Raw genomic sequence first — 16,639 nt, 5'->3', positions numbered from 1 at the left:
AAATTAGATCGCACTTTCCGGCTGTAAAATTCCGTCTTGCATCACAAACCGTTTATTCAGTTTTTGGGCTAATTGCAAATCGTGCGTGACTAATAAAAAGGCGATATTTTGCTCTTGGTTAAGCTGTTGAATTAATTCGAAAATGTTCTCTGTAGTTTTGCGATCCAAATTTCCGGTGGGTTCATCAGCCAATACCAATGCAGGATTATTTACCAAGGCACGAGCAATCGCTACACGTTGGCGTTCGCCGCCGGATAGAGCGGATGGACGGTGCTCAATACGATGGCTTAATCCCACAGCGTTTAACATGTTTTCAGCACGATCTTTAGCTTCTTTCTTATTGGTTTTACCGATTAATAAAGGCATCATTACATTTTCCAATGCCGTGAAATCTGCCATTAAATGATGAAATTGATACACAAAGCCTAAATACCGGTTACGTAGCTGTGCCAATGCCGTAGGTTTTAATACAGATAAATTCTGTCCGTTAATAGCGACAGAACCACTACTCGGCTGATCTAAGCCACCTAATAAGTGCAATAAAGTGGATTTGCCGGAACCGGAACTGCCCACGATGGTCACCAATTCACTCGGTTGCATTGCAAAAGACACATTTCTCAGCACTTGGGTTTCCTTGTCCCCTTCTTTGTAGGATTTGCACAGATTTTCACAGGTTAAAAGTGCGGTTGTTTTTTCTAAAGAATTCATAATATTACTCATAACGTAAGGCTTCTGCCGGTTCCACTTTGGAAGCTCGATAAGCCGGATAAATCGTTGATAATAATGATAGCAACAATGAAAAACCGACAATGATTAAAACTTGTAATGGGCTAATTTCCGCCGGTAACACAATATTTTGCGAGTTCACTGCTTGCATTATCGTGTCTAAATTCAGGGTGATAATCATGCCCAATATTGAGCCGATCACGGTTCCAAATAAGCCCACTAAAAAACCTTGATAGATAAAAATCCGGCGTACTTGGGTTTTATTCAAACCTTGAGTTTGTAAAATAGCGATTTCCCCTTGTTTATCTACTACCATTAAACTTAACGATGTAATAATATTCGATACCGCCACCACGATAATCAGACTAATCAGCAAGCCCATCATATTTTTTTCCATTCGTACCGCTTGGAAAAACTCCCCTTTTTGGCTACGCCAGTCTTTAATTTGCCAATCCTGCGGGAAATATTGCGGTAATTCGGTGATTAGGAAGGGATCATCCAACCATAAACGATAACCTTGCACGGTACCGCCTTGCAACCGCATTAAACGACCGATATCGTCAATATTGGTAAATACTTCATAGCCGGATGCTTCGGAAAAGGCGTAATAAATACCGCTTACGGTAAATAAACGCTGAGTCGGCACACGGCCAAAAGGCGTATATTGAGCATTTTCCGTAATCATTAACCGCACTTTATCGCCGATTTGCAGTTGTAATTTATCTGCCAGTTGCGAACCCAGAACAATATTAAATTTGCCTGCCGGCAGTACATCGTCAAATGGCTGATCATTAAGTGATTCCAATAAGATATCATCAGAAAAAGACTGTACGCCGATGGCCTGTCCGGCACTCACCCCCGCCGAACTTTGCAAAATCACATTGCTCGTATTAATCGGCACGGATTTTCGCACAAAATAGGGTAATTGATTTTGCATTCCAAGAAAAGCACCGTCTTGATCCATCACAATGGCATGGGGAATGGTAGAAAGCACCTGTTGTTTTTGTTGTCGTTCCAAGCCGTTCATAATGGACAGCACAATAATCAATGCCATCACGCCCAGCCCAATGCCGATGCTGGCAAGATTAGTCACAAGCCGACCAAATCGATCCGCACTTTTTGCCCGCCAATAACGAAGGGCGATATATAGGGAAATGTTGTTCATAAATTAATAAATGCAAAAGGACGAAATTACTCGTCCTAATCCAACAAAGATCAAATTAATGACCTTCAGCCACAAACTCTTCAATATTTTGCGTCACTTTATTAACCAAAGTCGTTACCGCAGAATCACTTGACCAGGCTACATGCGGGGTGATTAATAAATTAGGCATTGTTTTGGCAGCTTCCATTAATACATTGCCTTTTTGCGGCGGTTCATTCACCATCACATCTAAAGCTGCTCCGCCTAATTGACCGGATTGCAATGCTTCAAACACGGCTTGTTCATCCACTAACGGACCGCGACCGGTGTTAATCAACAACACGCCTTTTTTGCATTGTGCCAAAGTGTCACGATTAATCAGATTCTGTGTCGTTGCCGTAAGCGGACAATGCAAGGTAATAATATCTGCCTGTTTCAATACATCCGCAAAGGGCGTATAACCGTCACGGCAAGTTGCGGCATCTTTATGCTCTGCATATAACACGTTCATACCCAGTGCAGTGGCCAATCTGCCGATTTCCGTTCCTAAACAGCCTTTACCGAATACGCCAAGCGTTGAACCTTTTACATCGGTAATCGGACTGTTAAAGTAAGTATATTGCTGATTTTCCACCCATTTATCGGTGGTTTGATCTTTAATCCAACCGACAAAGCCGCGTTTCAAGGCAAAAATCATCGCCAGCACATGTTCCGGTACAGTGGTTTCCGAATAGCCTTTGACATTTTTTACCGCAATACCCAATTCTTCAGCGGCAACCAAATCAACATTATTCGTGCCTGTTGCGGTAATAGCGATCAATTTTAATTTTGGCAGTTGAGTTAAAATCTCACGATTTAAGATCACTTTGCTGGTAACAATAATCTCCGCATCTTTTACTCGCTCAAGCGTTTGATCCGCAGTAGTATGTTCATATTCCACCCATTCGTGCTCAAATTTCGGACGAGGAATCGGAATATGTTTCGGTAACGCGGTGCTGTCCAGGAATACAATTTTCATAGGTTCTCCTTTATATTGTCTAGTGCTTTATGACAGAAAGTGCGGTGAAAATGACCGCACTTTCCATCACATTAAATTTCCGTATTTAAAACAGGGAAACTTTTTACCAAATCATCAATGGCTTTCATTTGCGATACAAAGCCTTCTAACGCCGATAACGGCAATGCGGACGGACCGTCGCATTTGGCTTTATTCGGATCCGGGTGTGCTTCCAGGAATAAGCCGGCTAATCCTACCGCCATACCCGCACGAGCCAGTTCCGTGACTTGCCCGCGACGACCGCCGGATGCCGCACCGAACGGATCACGACATTGTAATGAATGTGTCACATCAAAAATCACCGGGCAACCCTTTGATACTTTTTTCATAATATCAAAACCCAGCATATCTACAATCAAATTATCGTAGCCAAAGTTAGTACCGCGATCACATAAAATAACGTTGTCATTACCGCACTCTTCGATTTTTTCCACGATATTTCCCATTTGACCCGGGCTCAAAAACTGTGGTTTTTTCACATTGATCACAGCGCCTGTTCGTGCCATGGCTTCCACTAAATCCGTTTGGCGTGCTAAAAATGCCGGTAATTGAATAATATCTACGATATCGGCAACAGGCTGACATTGATGAATTTCGTGTACATCGGTAATAATTTTCACACCAAAAGTATCTTTCAGTTCTTGGAAAATTTTTAACCCTTCATCCATACCGGGTCCCCGATAAGAATGAATGGAAGAACGGTTCGCTTTATCAAAAGAGGCTTTAAAGACATAAGGCACACCTGATTTCTGTGTGACCTCTACGTATTTCTCACACACCTGCATTGCCATATCACGGCTTTCCAACACATTCATACCGCCGAACAACACAAAAGGTTTGTCGTTTGCAATTTCAATTTCGCCTAAGCGAACAACTTTATTTGTCATAAAAAATTCCTATTAATGTAATGGATAATCCACTTGTTTCAAACTTGGTAACTGTGCCGCCAACAACCATGCTGTCGGATCTTCCGGGCAGTGTTCAATAAAATAATCAAAATCGCTAATGGCAGCATGTAGGCATTCCATATTCGCCAATACAAAACCGCGATCACGAATTTCATAAGGATCTTGCGGATCAACAATCAGCAAATGATCGATAAATTCCAAGGCTTCCAAATTTTTTTGCTCACGCATTAAGGTATGTTTGGCCACCTGATTAAAACGATAGGCTAAATCCGTATAATCCGCTGCCGCCACATCTTTGGCTGTGAGTTTATTACCGAATCCCAAATAGCCTTCAAACCAAGTTGCCAAGGTTTGATGACTGATATAGCTACCGTCCCAAGGATCAATAAATGCGGTTTCGCCGTCAATATCCGAACGTAACACGAGCTGTGTGGGAAAATTCACCGGATACACCGGCAAATCCAAACTTGCCGCCAAATACAGCACAATCGCCCCAAGGCTCACCGGCATACCGGTTTTATTGGCAAGCACTTGATTAATATATAAGTTGTCGGACTCAAAATAATGTTCCGGATCGCAATGAAATCCCCAATCGCCGTACACCAGCTGCAATAATTTGTGCACGCGGGTTTTGGTATCCGCATCGGCCGGAATCAGTTTACGAGCTTTGCGTACCAAACTTCCTATCAATCCGCGAATTCGGGCATCGTCCGTCCTGTCAGTGGTGATGTTATAAAAATCCACCATCAAATTAAATAATGCTTTTTGATCGCTGCTTTTCATTTTTTATCCCGTAAACTGAGCCAAAGTAATGCGTTCATTATCGCTGTAATCTTTCACGGTTTCAATGCATTGCCAATGATTTTCCGCAAAAATCCACCGCACTTTTTCACCCTGCTGCCAACCGTGTTCTAATAATAACCAACCGTTTTGTGCCAGAAAGTGCGGTGCGTATTCAATAATAAATTGCAAATCCGCATAACCTTGCTCTTGAGCAACCAATGCGGATAAAGGTTCAAACCGCACATCACCTTGATTTAAATGTTCGTCCGTTTCATCAATATAAGGGGGATTGCTGACAATCAGATGAAATTTATCCATGGAATCAAGGGCGGAAAACCAGTCGCTTTGCTGAAATTGCACGAAATCCAACTGATTACGCTCTGCGTTGCGTTGTGCCAACTGCACCGCTTCGGCAATCCGATCTACCCCTAAAATATCTAATTTTGCACCGCACTTTTGTGCTATCGGCTGCAATTCACTTGCCAATGCCAAGGCGATGGCCCCCGTGCCGGTACCGAGATCTAAAATGCGTAAAGTGCTTTGCGAAGCAAATAAATTTCGTCCGATTTCCACCGCGCGTTCCACTAAAATTTCCGTATCAGGACGGGGAATTAAAGTATCTTTCGATACGAATAAAGGCAATGACCAAAATTCTTTTTCGCCGAGAATATAAGCGATTGGCTCGCCTTTTACCCGTCGAACTAACAATTGAGCAAGATGTTTTAATTCTGCTTCGGTCAATATAGTTTCAGAAAATGCCAGGATTTGTGCTCTATTCTTTTGTGTAACAAAGCTAAGTAGTACATTTGCATCAAATTTAGGATCAATAAAACTGTTATTTGTGAGCGTTTCTTGTAATACGTCCTGAGCAAAAGCAAGCCATTGTTCATAGGTTTGTTCATAGACTTTAGTGACGGAAAAATATTCACAGACAACTTCAAATTTATCAGTAACCAAACAATTTTGAATACCTAACGTTGGTTCTGTTTCTTTTAATTTAAAGTTTGACTGTTCGGGCGTTGTTAATCTGTTTTCTTTGGCGAATAAACGGTCAAAACTATCAAATTTGCTTAAATAAACATCGTATAAGGATTGATTAAATAATGATGAATAATATTTTTTCCACAATTCAACATTTTCTTGCCCATTTTGTTGAGCGAATGAATCAGAAACCTCATGCATAGGACAAATAAAAACCTTAGAAAGCGTAATATCAACCAAAGGATTATTCATACAATCATAAAAAGTTTGAACTTGGTCGGATTCCGGCAAGCTTTGCTTTTCTATATCATAAAATAATTTTCCGGAAGTATTCGCTGTTTTGATACCTGCAATGATAAGCGCTATCGAATAATTTAAATGACTATTAACGTTTTCTGAAATTTTATCTTGATTTAAGGTTTCAGTATCCGGCGTTGGTTTTTTATAAAAGAATTTATAGTGAATCACTGCAAAAATAATCGCACCGAACAATAAAGAAAAATAATGCCATTTCGTATAAGGTAAAAAGTTTTTTAAAATTGCTTGGCCGACTAAAACAACAAAAACGAATAGAAAAATACTAATAAACGAGCTATTAGCCTTTTTCGTATCTTTGCCTTTTAACGCAGCCGATATTAATTTTTCTTTCTTGTTTTTATCTTTTGGATTTTCAACTAACATTCGAATTAATTTTTATTTTTTAGCATCCACAACCATTGTGCCGAAAACCGAATCCGTTAAAGTTCGTTTTTCTTTTTGCACAAAGAGCATCACCAGGTTTACGAGCAATAAAATAATACCTAAAATACTGTAACCAATGCCTTCTACCAATTCACGAGCAAAATAAACACCAAAGCTAATATCTTCGCCAGTCCATTTGATCACGCGAATTCCCATTATGCGTTTACCGATGGTTTGGCGATATTTCTCCATATAATAAAGCTGGATACCCCAATAAGCGAACATAATCAAAATCATAAGAAGTTGTGGTACCGATACTGATATTGAAATACTTACCATAGAACCAACTACTGCTGCTACATACATAATAATATAAACAACAAAGTTAATCCCTATATTAATCAGATTAGCCACAATACGTCTCCACGGTTGCGCTGCAATCGGATAATAGGGTGCCGTACCAGTTTGAAATACCGTATCGGATTCTTTAGTGTTTTGAGTTTGTTGTCGCTTTTCTTTTGGGTTTTCGACTAACATACAACGTCCTTTAATCAAACAATCTTCATGATAGGCATATGCAATACGCCTCCAGATTTATAAATTAATTCAGCTCGGACAATGCTGCCAGCTGATCCGCTTGATATTCCGTAATAATCGGTTGGATCAAATCATCAATTTTACCGTTCATTACTTCATCCAAACGATAAATAGTTAAATTGATACGGTGATCCGTGACACGACCTTGCGGATAGTTATAGGTACGGATTTTATCGGAACGATCACCGGAACCTAATAAGTTACGGCGTGTGCTGGCTTGCTCTGCGGCTTGGCGTTCCTGCTCTACTTGTACAATTCGTGACGCTAATACCGACATTGCTTTGGCTTTATTTTTATGTTGAGAACGTTCGTCTTGACATTCCACCACGATGCCTGTCGGAATATGAGTGATACGCACCGCAGAATCTGTGGTGTTAACGTGCTGACCACCCGCACCGGATGAACGGTAGGTATCAATACGTAAATCGTTTGGGTTGATTTCCGGCAATTCGCTTTCCGGCAGTTCCGGCATAACCGCAACAGTACAAGCCGACGTATGAATACGGCCTTGCGATTCAGTTTTCGGCACACGTTGTACGCGGTGACCGCCAGACTCAAATTTCAGCTGACCATAAACACTTTCGCCACTAATTTTTACGATAATTTCTTTATAACCGCCCTGCTCACTTTCATTGGCAGACAGCACTTCCACACGCCAGCGTTTGCCTTCTGCATAACGGCTGTACATACGGAATAAATCACCGGCAAAAATCCCCGCTTCGTCGCCGCCGGTTCCCGCACGGATTTCCAAATAGGCGTTATATTCATCGTTCGGATCTTTCGGTAATAATAAAATTTGTAATTGATTTTCCGTTTCTTTCAATGACGTTTCACATTCTTCGATTTCTAATTCTGCCATTTCTTTCATATCCGGATCATCCAGCAGCATTTCCGCTTCTTCCATATGGCTTTGCAACTGTTTCCAACGGGCAAAACATTTCACCACATCTTCAAGCTGAGCATATTCTTTGGAATAGGCGCGAAATTTATCTTGATCGCTAATCACCGAAACGTCGCCCAATAAGGCTTCCAATTCTTCGTGACGTTCATTTAAACTGTCTAACTTTGCAATAATACTGTCTTTCATTTATTGACCTTTACTCTAAAAATAAAATCGGGCTATTTTAACATAAATTTTACGAATTTTGTCCTTTATTATGCCGCTATTAATATCTGCAACTGCACACCGATTTCCCGCCGCCATCCTTTTAATAAATCCGGTAAATGTGCCGGATCTTGGTGATAAATCCAAACCCATTTGATTAAACGTTCTAAGCTGCGATTGCTGGCGACTACTTCCGATTTTAAACCTTGCGGCGTAATTTCCCGCAATTTTTGCTGTAGTGCTTTAAGGGTTGATTTGTATTTCGGATGATCAGAGATCCGAACAATCGTTGGCAGATAATCTTGTACATCTAGTTTATTAGCTTTATTTAAAACAGCCAGGATTTTTTTGCCATGATGACGCACTTCATTAGGATGTATATCTAATGCCAATAAATCCGATGAATTTTTCGGATTATGCTTCGCCGCCAGCCATAAACTTTCTGCTTTAACCACAAAGTTCACCGCAAGATCACGTTTAATCGCTTCTTTTTGCCGCCATTTGGCTAATAAATGCAAACGGGCTAATTCCACGCCCTGTAATTTCCACGCATTGGAAATATTGAAATAGGCTTCGTCAGGATTTTTGACTTCCAATGTTTTTTCTAGCAATAATTCACAGTCATTTTCCACCGCACTTTGCCACGGGGTTTGAGCTAAATCAGCCTGCATTTTGTGATACAACGGCAATAAATACCACACATCAGCCGCCGCATAGTTCAGTTGTTTTTCAGATAAAGGACGAGCCAACCAGTCTGTGCGGGAAGCCCCTTTGTCTAATTCCAACTGAAAATAATGATTAACCAATGCTGCAAAACCGGTGGAATTACCAAAACCTAAAAAATTCGCTACGATTTGCGTATCGACCATAGGTTGTGGTAACTGTTTGAAATAATGGTGGAATACTTCTAAATCTTCCGAACAGGAATGTAAGATTTTGGTGACTTGTTTATTTGCCAATAATGCAATAAAAGGCGAAAAATCCTGAATATTTTCAGGCATAATCAAATTCACATCATCGCCATCGTAAAGCTGGATCAATCCCAATTTAGGATAATAAGTGCGGATACGGATAAACTCTGTGTCTAAAGCGACCGCACTTTTTTGTTCTGCCTGTCGGCAAACCGTTAATAGGTCTTTATCGTTATCAATCAGTTGAAAGTGCGGTGGATTTTGAATTTCTTTTATCATTTTTTTCTCAAAATAAGAAAGGGACAAAATTCCGTCCCTATCAATACTAACTATTATTTTTCAATGTTTCATCCCGCAATTCGCGGCGTAATATTTTGCCTACGTTGCTTTTCGGCAGTTCATCGCGAAATTCGATTTCTTTCGGCACTTTATAACCGGTGAGATGCTGACGGCAATGTCGGCGCAATTCGTCACGGGTCAGACTTTCATCTTTTTTCACTACAAAAACTTTCACCGTTTCGCCCGAAGATTCACTCGGCACACCGATTGCAGCCACTTCGGCCACTTTATAATTCAACATTACCACATCTTCGATTTCATTCGGATAGACATTAAAACCGGAAACCAAGATCATATCTTTTTTGCGATCTACAATGCGTAAATTGTAGTTGTCGTCCATAACTACAATATCCCCCGTTGCCATCCAACCGTCTTTGAGCACTTCATCCGTTGCTTCAGGGCGTTGCCAATAACCTTGCATTACTTGGTCACCTTTCACCCATAATTCACCGGCTTCGTTTAATTCCGCTTCAGTGCCGTCATCACGTATAATTTTTATATCCGTATTCGGAATCGGTACGCCGATATTGCCTTCGTGCCTCACGGTGGTTGGCGGACAAGCGGCGATCAACGGCGAACATTCCGTCATGCCGTAGCCTTCAATCAGATTGATCCCGGTTAAATCATGCCAACGTGTCGCAACGGATTGCTGAATGGACATTCCGCCGCCCACCGCCAATTTTAAGGCGGAAAAATCCACATCTTTAAAATTCGGGTTATTTAACAACGCATTAAATAAAGTATTCACCCCTGTAATTGCGATGATCGGGTAACGTTTTAATTCTTTAATAAAACCGTCGATATCCCGTGGATTTGTGATAAGCACGGCAGTGATGCCTAATTCAATAAACAGTAATCCATTCATTGTGAGGGCAAACACATGATAAAGCGGTAAAGCAATAACCGCATAGCGTGATTTTTGACGATTACCGACAAACGGTTCGGCAATCCATTTTGCTTGGAATACATTGGTAATAATATTGCCGTGAGAAAGCATTGCACCTTTGGCAATGCCTGTGGTGCCACCGGTATATTGTAAAAATGCCAATGATTTTCTGCCCAATTCCGGGCGAATATATTGACGTTGTTTACCGATACTCAAAACTTCACGGAATGTGACGGCATGCGGTAATTTATATTTCGGCACCAGTTTTTTTACATACTTCACCACAAAATTCACTAAAGTACGTTTACCGAAAGAAAGCTGATCGCCCATTCGCGTTAAAATGACGTGTTTTACATCCGTACTGAATACCACTTTTTCCAACGTGGAGGCGAAATTTGACACAATGACAATGGCTTTCGCGCCACTGTCTTGCAACTGATGTTCCAATTCACGAGGTGTATAAAGCGGATTGACATTCACCACGACCATTCCGGCACGTAATACACCAAATAAAGCGATTGGATATTGCAATAAATTCGGCATCATAATCGCTACACGATCGCCTTTTTGCATTTTTAATTCATTTTGCAAATACGCCGCAAATGCTCTGCTACGTTCTTCCAACTTACGGAAGGTCAACGGCTGTCCCATATTAATATAAGCAATGCGATCGGGATGTTCTCGCACGGCTTTATCAAATATATCTAAAATTGAACTATATTCTGAGGTATCAATTTCTCTGCTGGCTCCCTCAGGATAATTCTTAAACCAAAGTTTTTCCATTAACCCTATCCTTTTTAATTATTTAATGGTTTAATCGTAGCGAATTTTACACTTTCGTTACATTTAATACAAACGATAGCGTAATTTAGGCTCTCGCCAAATACCGCCGAAACCAAAGTGTCTAAAATGGCCGTAGCCCCAATATCCCCAATAGTCCCAATCATTGTAATCGTAATAATATTCTTGTGCTAACCTCCATTGCTTAAACTGATCGGCTTGTACTACGGGATATTGGTAATTTACTTGGTCGATTTTGCCTGTTTCCGGCTTTTTCAATTTTCCGCTCACGGTCACATACTGCTCTTTCACCGCTTCCGGATCCACAAAACCTTTTACATAAGAGATAAATCGACCGTCGGACATGGCATCAATTACCGGTTTGGCAGAAAACTTGGAAACCGGATAACTTAAAATCTCTAATTTAGTTTGATGCTGTAATGCCGTTGCTGACAACACTTTGCCGCCCAGCCGTACGGGTTTGCATTGGCAGGCATAATCATCCGCTTCGATTTTTTTGATATTGGTAATAGTAAAATCATTGGCTTCTAAGCCTTTAGGCGGGTTCACACAAGCGGAAAGACCTACAAAGAGCGGTAAAAAAATCAATAGTTTTTTCATAACAATCTCCTTTTAATAAGAACAAATTAAATTATTCCCGACCCGGTAATTTTTTCCACGTCACTTCATTACGCAAATAAGTCGGTTCAATTTCGACCGCACTTATCATCTGCTTTTGCTCCCACATAGGAAAGGCAATAGGCAACATATATTGTGCGGACGGTAAAATAATCTCTGACGGTGTGCCGATTTGAGCCTCAGCAAATTGACTATATGCCGACCAACCGGTTCCCACTAATGTCCATTCTCCTACTAAACACTCAAGCTGTTCAAGCACTTTTTGCGGATTTGCCACTTGTTCGACGAGTACATTTTGCCATTGAATAGATTCATGATTCGGCACAGCGGAAAGCTGTGAAAAATAAACTTCATTCATACGGGCATCAATGGCCGACAACACCTGTGTTGACCCTAAGGTTTCATAGGCATTTTGAGCCATTACAGTCAAGTTCGACACCGGGATCACAGGTAAATCCGCTCCCAATGCTAAACCTTGAGCAATTCCTGCTCCCACCCGTACACCGGTAAAACTGCCCGGTCCGCGACCAAACACCAAGGCATCTACTTGCTTTAAGCTCACGCCTGATTGAGCTAATATTTCATCAATCATCGGCAAAATCCGTTGTGTATGAGTACGTTGTGCCAATTCATCCAAATGCGTCCGCTCCCCCTTATGCCATAAGGCCACAGAGCAAGCTTCCGTTGAAGTATCCAGTGCTAATAATGTTGTCATTATATTATCCCATTAATTATTTTTTAAAAACTCTACCACTTTTGCCAAATCTCTGGTACGTTTTGCATTTGGCAAACTTTTTAAGAAGGTTTCGCCGTAGTTTCGCATAACCAATCGACTGTCACAAATAATTACCACTCCACGGTCGGTGACATCACGAATAAGTCGTCCGACACCCTGTTTTAGCGTGATTACCGATTCAGGGATTTGAATATCGTTGAAAGGTTCACCACCCTGTAACTTACAATCTTCAATGCGAGCTTTGAGCAACGGTTCGTCCGGTGCGGTAAACGGCAATTTGTCGATAATCACCAAGGATAAAGCATCGCCTCGAACATCAATGCCTTCCCAGAAACTGGACGTGGCCACTAAAATGCTCTGTTCTTCGCTGACAAATTGCTCTAATAACTTGCTTTTTGATGTTTCACCTTGTAATAAAACAGATAATTTGCTGTGTTCGCGAAAATATTCTGCCAGACTCCGCATCATAAAATAAGATGTGCAAAGCATAAAACAACGGCCTTTATTAGCTTCAATCACCGGCAATAATATTTCGCCTAATTTGTTTGCGGTTTGACTATGATTCGAGGCGGGCAAATAGCGGGGAACACACAACATTGCCTGTTCAGGGTAATTAAACGGACTTTGTAAAATCAACTCTTGGCTGTTTTCTATACCAAGCCGTTTGCTGAAATGATCAAAGGTACCGCCCACTTCTAAGGTGGCAGAAGTAAAAATCCACGCGGTCGGTTTTTCTTTTATTTGTTCGCCGAATTTATCTGCTACTGTCAAGGGCGTGATGTGCAAACCGAATTGCCGCCCGATTGATTCATACCAGTAACAATAGCCGGTAATGGATGTATCTGCCAAGCGGCTGAGTTGATTTTTTACCGTTGCAATACGTTCAAAAATCGCATCTAAGGTTTGCGAACGGCCTAATGCCAGCTTGATGACATCTGCCACAAAATCCAGTTTTTCCTGTAATAAATTAAAGCCTTTTTTCACCGCACTTTGAGCAAACAGTTCCCGCCAGTTGCCACGCAAATTTCCGTCGCCCAGCAATAAACGAAAATCCTGCACGATTTTCAGCAGATGATCGGAAGCCACGCCGAGCTGTTGCATATCTTTCACTTCTGTGCGATAAACAATATTAATATCTTTACAAATATCAAACAGTTGGCGTGATGTGAGCGATTGGCCGAAATACTGGCTGGCAATATCCGGCAATTGATGAGCTTCGTCAAAAATAATGACTTCTGCATTGGGAATAAGCTCGCCAAATCCGCTTTCTTTCACCGCCATATCGGCAAAAAACAGATGATGATTTACCACCACAAGATCTGCATTAAGTGCAATTTTTCGGGCTTTTGCCACATAACAATCAGCATAATTCGGACAATCCGTTCCCAAACAGCTTTCTGCAGTGCTGACCAACTGAGGCAAAATAGGACTGTCTTCCGCCAATTCCACACATTCTGTTAAATCGCCGGTTTGCGTTGCATTATTCCATTTGCGAACCTTCGACAATTCGGCTAAAACCGATTTATCGCCCAGCACGCCTTGAGCAATAACTTGATCCAAACGTTCTAAACATAGATAATTGGAACGGCCTTTTAATAAAGCAATTTTCCCTGTGTAATTTAAAGTTTTTTTGACGGTTGGTAGATCACGGTTAAATAACTGATCTTGCAAGTTTTTTGAACCGGTCGAAACAATGGTTTTCTTTTTTGCCAGTAACACGGGGGCTAGATAAGCAAAGGTTTTGCCTGTTCCGGTCCCCGCTTCCACCACTAATTTACCTTTCTTTTCGATAGCATTTTGCACCGCACTTGCCATTTCAATTTGCTCTTGTCGCGGTTGAAAGCCTTCAATATTAGTACTTAATGCCCCATTTGCGGAAAAAATTTCGGCAATTTTCCCATCAATTTTTGTCATCTAAATCGCTATTCTTTTCTACTCAAATTTGCGTATGATAGCACAAAACAAACTGAATAAAAAAACAGGAAACATAAAAATACAAAATTTAGCCAATATGCAATTTATTCAACAAATTACGTCATATTCTGTGGATTCTCAAAAAAGTGCGGTCATTTTTGTGGAAGATTTTGCTTAATCAGTACAACATTAAGATCGAACATCAAAATGAAAGTGATGTTGTATTATGAAACCCATAGCATAAACCCACAAGCAATATGATGGAAAGCGGCTATCAAACCATGGTGCGCGTGGAAACTTGTCAGATAAATCAGCTTCCCAGTGTTGATAAAGGGCTTTTTCAACTGCAGATGTCTCAAAACGATCTACCATTTCAAATTTTTATTTCATTGAGTTTCCATTAACTTTCTTGAATTTTCACATAAAAAATGGCTAATTTTAGCGAAATTTGACCGCTATTGTAAAAAAGTGAGCGATAGGATTTACGATAAAATTTACAAAAAATTTTCATTTTTTGCGGAAAATAGCTTGACACAAACCGTTTTTTTTTTTCAATAGGGCGGTTTAACTTATTTTTATAATTGGAGAAAATTTATGGACATTTTAGCATTGATATTCGGCATTATTTTATTCGGAGTGGTGTGGCATTTTTTTATCCGAATGCGTTGCCCTGATTGCAACTCTACAAATATTACAGAGGAAGGATATAAAGAGATAGATCGTTATTTAGCTCGTAAACGAGTAACTGAGAAAATGGCATCAGGAAAAACCAGAGAACGATATATTAATTGTACGATGAGCAAGCGTAAATATTTTTATACTTGTGATGAATGTAAAACTGAATGGACAAAAATAAAAAAGGTAGAATTGTCATAATACTTTACCAAATATTAATTAATTTATTTACCATCTCTATCCCTTAATTTTTAGGAGAAAAACATGCTTAACCCACAAATCGAAAGCGGGGCAATTTTGTCCGATGATCGTCAATATCGTTATGTATTATGGCGTATCTGGGATCCGCTCAAACCAATGGTGACTTTCATTGGCTTAAACCCATCAACAGCCGATGAAAAAGAAAATGATCCTACCATTATACAATGTATCAACTTTGCTAAATATTGGGGCTATGGCGGCATTTATATGCTGAATTTATTTGCTTATCGTAGTACGGATAAATCCAAACTTTCGCAAGTAGAAAATCCTATCGGTGCAGAAAACGATCGGTATTTCATGGAATATGCAGATAAAGCAGAAAAAATTATTGCCGCTTGGGGAAACGACGGAAGTTATTTAAACCGTTCAAAACAGGTTTGCGAATTATTAAATAAACCTTTATTTGCGTTAAAAATCAATAGTTCTGGTGAACCGCACCACCCATTATATATCCCTATCGATATAGAGCCTGAAATTTATTCACATTAACAGAAGGAAACCAAAATGAAATTAAAAACAATTGCATTGTTATTACCAATTATGGGCTTGGCTGCTTGTAGTGATAAAACGCCTAATTGTAGTGATGAACGAACAAAAGACGTTATTGCAGATATTATGAATGATCAACTAAAAGAAAGAATGTCTGATGATGAATACAAACGTTTAGCCCCACATCTAAAACATAATGTTACAAATATTATTACTAAATCTCATAATGAAAAATTAGATAATTATATTTGTACGGGAACTTGGTCTGCTCAACTTCCCGAGAAAGAAATAGAAAAATTGGTTAACGAAGCGCAAGAAAAAAATAAGCAAGAATTAGCCCAATATTTAGCTCAACGAGAAAAAGAGTACAACCAGACTATTGCAAGATTAGATGAAAGACTTAATACAGAGATACAAGAAATTACTCAAAAATTTGAAAAAGAAAAAGAGGAGAAAATAGACCGCTACAAGCACGAACTTAAAACGATAGAAGACAGAGAAAAAAACAACAAAGCAAATTATGAAAGAAATTTAAAAAGCGGAGATTACTATTATAATAAAGCCAAAGAACCTGAAGCATATAATCGACACATAAATAATATTGAAGAATTGTATCAACAGGATAAAGCCCAATTAAATAAAGAAAAGGAACAGCTAGGAAAATTGGAAGATTTGGAAGAAGAATTAAATATGTCATATCAAGCCAGTGGAGAATATATCACCGGAAATATACAAAAGGAAAAAGAGAGTGAATTAAAACGTTATAATCGTGATATACAAGATGCTAAGGAAAGATTTAGCAATACATCAAGTTATAGAACACAATTAGAAAACGGATTTGATAGAAATATTATTTACTCTATCGAAAATACAGATGGCGGCAAGAATTTCTTTGTCAATGTTAAATATTTTTAATTACAAAAATAATAATGTGTAGAAGATCAGACTTGATCTGACAAATCACTATAAAAAGTGAGAGTTTCCCGTTTAGAATATGAGTGTCAAAATTCAATCTAAACAAAAAAGG

The 16,639-nt window shown here is 39.8% G+C and carries 16 protein-coding genes and 1 pseudogene; 3 read left to right on the top strand and 14 right to left on the bottom strand.

Features of this window, described 5'->3' with window-relative positions:
• Positions 1-3: 3 nt before the first annotated feature.
• From lolD to yoaA, 14 genes and pseudogenes are all read right to left on the bottom strand, one after another.
• Entirely contained in the window at positions 4-720 is a 717-nt protein-coding gene (gene lolD, locus EDC44_RS08780) for a lipoprotein-releasing ABC transporter ATP-binding protein LolD (RefSeq protein ID WP_341538955.1), read from the bottom strand.
• A complete protein-coding gene (locus EDC44_RS08775) occupies positions 713-1,891 on the bottom strand; it encodes a lipoprotein-releasing ABC transporter permease subunit (protein WP_131977550.1) in 1,179 nt (392 codons plus the stop codon). The genes lolD and EDC44_RS08775 overlap by 8 nt, the downstream gene beginning before the upstream one ends.
• A 55-nt stretch (positions 1,892-1,946) precedes the next feature.
• A complete protein-coding gene (locus EDC44_RS08770) occupies positions 1,947-2,888 on the bottom strand; it encodes a 2-hydroxyacid dehydrogenase (protein WP_131977547.1) in 942 nt (313 codons plus the stop codon).
• A gap of 71 nt (positions 2,889-2,959) precedes the next feature.
• Positions 2,960-3,814: a 3-deoxy-8-phosphooctulonate synthase gene (kdsA, locus tag EDC44_RS08765; protein WP_131977544.1), complete on the bottom strand. Its 855-nt coding sequence runs from the start codon at positions 3,812-3,814 to the stop codon at positions 2,960-2,962.
• A 12-nt stretch (positions 3,815-3,826) separates the two neighbouring features.
• A complete protein-coding gene (locus EDC44_RS08760; RefSeq protein ID WP_131977541.1) occupies positions 3,827-4,618 on the bottom strand; it encodes a SirB1 family protein in 792 nt (263 codons plus the stop codon).
• Between the two features lie 3 nt (positions 4,619-4,621).
• On the bottom strand, positions 4,622-5,575 hold the full coding sequence (gene prmC / locus EDC44_RS08755) for a peptide chain release factor N(5)-glutamine methyltransferase (RefSeq protein WP_279388377.1): 954 nt from the start codon (positions 5,573-5,575) through the stop codon (positions 4,622-4,624).
• A gap of 120 nt (positions 5,576-5,695) precedes the next feature.
• Positions 5,696-6,280 (bottom strand): annotated as a pseudogene (locus EDC44_RS13385) (ASCH domain-containing protein); the annotation flags it as partial.
• A 12-nt stretch (positions 6,281-6,292) separates the two neighbouring features.
• A complete protein-coding gene (locus EDC44_RS08750; RefSeq protein ID WP_131977538.1) occupies positions 6,293-6,817 on the bottom strand; it encodes an RDD family protein in 525 nt (174 codons plus the stop codon).
• A gap of 64 nt (positions 6,818-6,881) precedes the next feature.
• Positions 6,882-7,964 carry a peptide chain release factor 1 gene (gene prfA, locus EDC44_RS08745; protein ID WP_131977536.1) on the bottom strand — a complete coding sequence of 361 codons (1,083 nt, stop codon included), beginning with the start codon at positions 7,962-7,964 and terminating at the stop codon, positions 6,882-6,884.
• 68 nt (positions 7,965-8,032) lie between these two features.
• Positions 8,033-9,172 carry a ribonuclease D gene (gene rnd / locus EDC44_RS08740; protein WP_131977533.1) on the bottom strand — a complete coding sequence of 380 codons (1,140 nt, stop codon included), beginning with the start codon at positions 9,170-9,172 and terminating at the stop codon, positions 8,033-8,035.
• A gap of 46 nt (positions 9,173-9,218) precedes the next feature.
• Complete coding sequence (gene fadD / locus EDC44_RS08735) at positions 9,219-10,901, bottom strand: long-chain-fatty-acid--CoA ligase FadD (RefSeq protein WP_131977530.1); 1,683 nt, start codon at positions 10,899-10,901, stop codon at positions 9,219-9,221.
• Between the two features lie 63 nt (positions 10,902-10,964).
• Positions 10,965-11,519, bottom strand: coding sequence for a Slp family lipoprotein (locus tag EDC44_RS08730; RefSeq protein ID WP_131977527.1), 555 nt, complete (start codon positions 11,517-11,519; stop codon positions 10,965-10,967).
• 31 nt (positions 11,520-11,550) lie between these two features.
• The gene (gene tsaB / locus EDC44_RS08725) at positions 11,551-12,252 is read right to left on the bottom strand and encodes a tRNA (adenosine(37)-N6)-threonylcarbamoyltransferase complex dimerization subunit type 1 TsaB (RefSeq protein WP_131977524.1); all 702 of its coding nucleotides are present in this window, start codon (positions 12,250-12,252) and stop codon (positions 11,551-11,553) included.
• Between the two features lie 12 nt (positions 12,253-12,264).
• Positions 12,265-14,187 carry a DNA repair helicase YoaA gene (gene yoaA, locus EDC44_RS08720; protein WP_131977521.1) on the bottom strand — a complete coding sequence of 641 codons (1,923 nt, stop codon included), beginning with the start codon at positions 14,185-14,187 and terminating at the stop codon, positions 12,265-12,267.
• Positions 14,188-14,781: 594 nt separating this feature from the next.
• On the opposite strand from yoaA, the gene EDC44_RS08715 reads away from it, so the two are divergent.
• The 3 genes from EDC44_RS08715 to EDC44_RS08705 all read left to right on the top strand — a co-directional run bounded on the left by EDC44_RS08715 (position 14,782) and on the right by EDC44_RS08705 (position 16,527).
• Positions 14,782-15,063: a hypothetical protein gene (locus EDC44_RS08715; RefSeq protein ID WP_131977518.1), complete on the top strand. Its 282-nt coding sequence runs from the start codon at positions 14,782-14,784 to the stop codon at positions 15,061-15,063.
• 63 nt (positions 15,064-15,126) lie between these two features.
• Complete coding sequence (locus tag EDC44_RS08710; protein WP_165870247.1) at positions 15,127-15,612, top strand: DUF1643 domain-containing protein; 486 nt, start codon at positions 15,127-15,129, stop codon at positions 15,610-15,612.
• A gap of 15 nt (positions 15,613-15,627) precedes the next feature.
• Positions 15,628-16,527: an LUC7 domain-containing protein gene (locus EDC44_RS08705; protein WP_131977515.1), complete on the top strand. Its 900-nt coding sequence runs from the start codon at positions 15,628-15,630 to the stop codon at positions 16,525-16,527.
• Positions 16,528-16,639 lie beyond the last annotated feature (112 nt).

The organism is Cricetibacter osteomyelitidis, from assembly GCF_004340985.1.
Lineage (GTDB): Bacteria > Pseudomonadota > Gammaproteobacteria > Enterobacterales > Pasteurellaceae > Cricetibacter > Cricetibacter osteomyelitidis.
The sequence above is the reverse complement of the archived record's forward strand: the minus strand, read 5'-3'. Positions and strand labels throughout refer to the sequence as shown.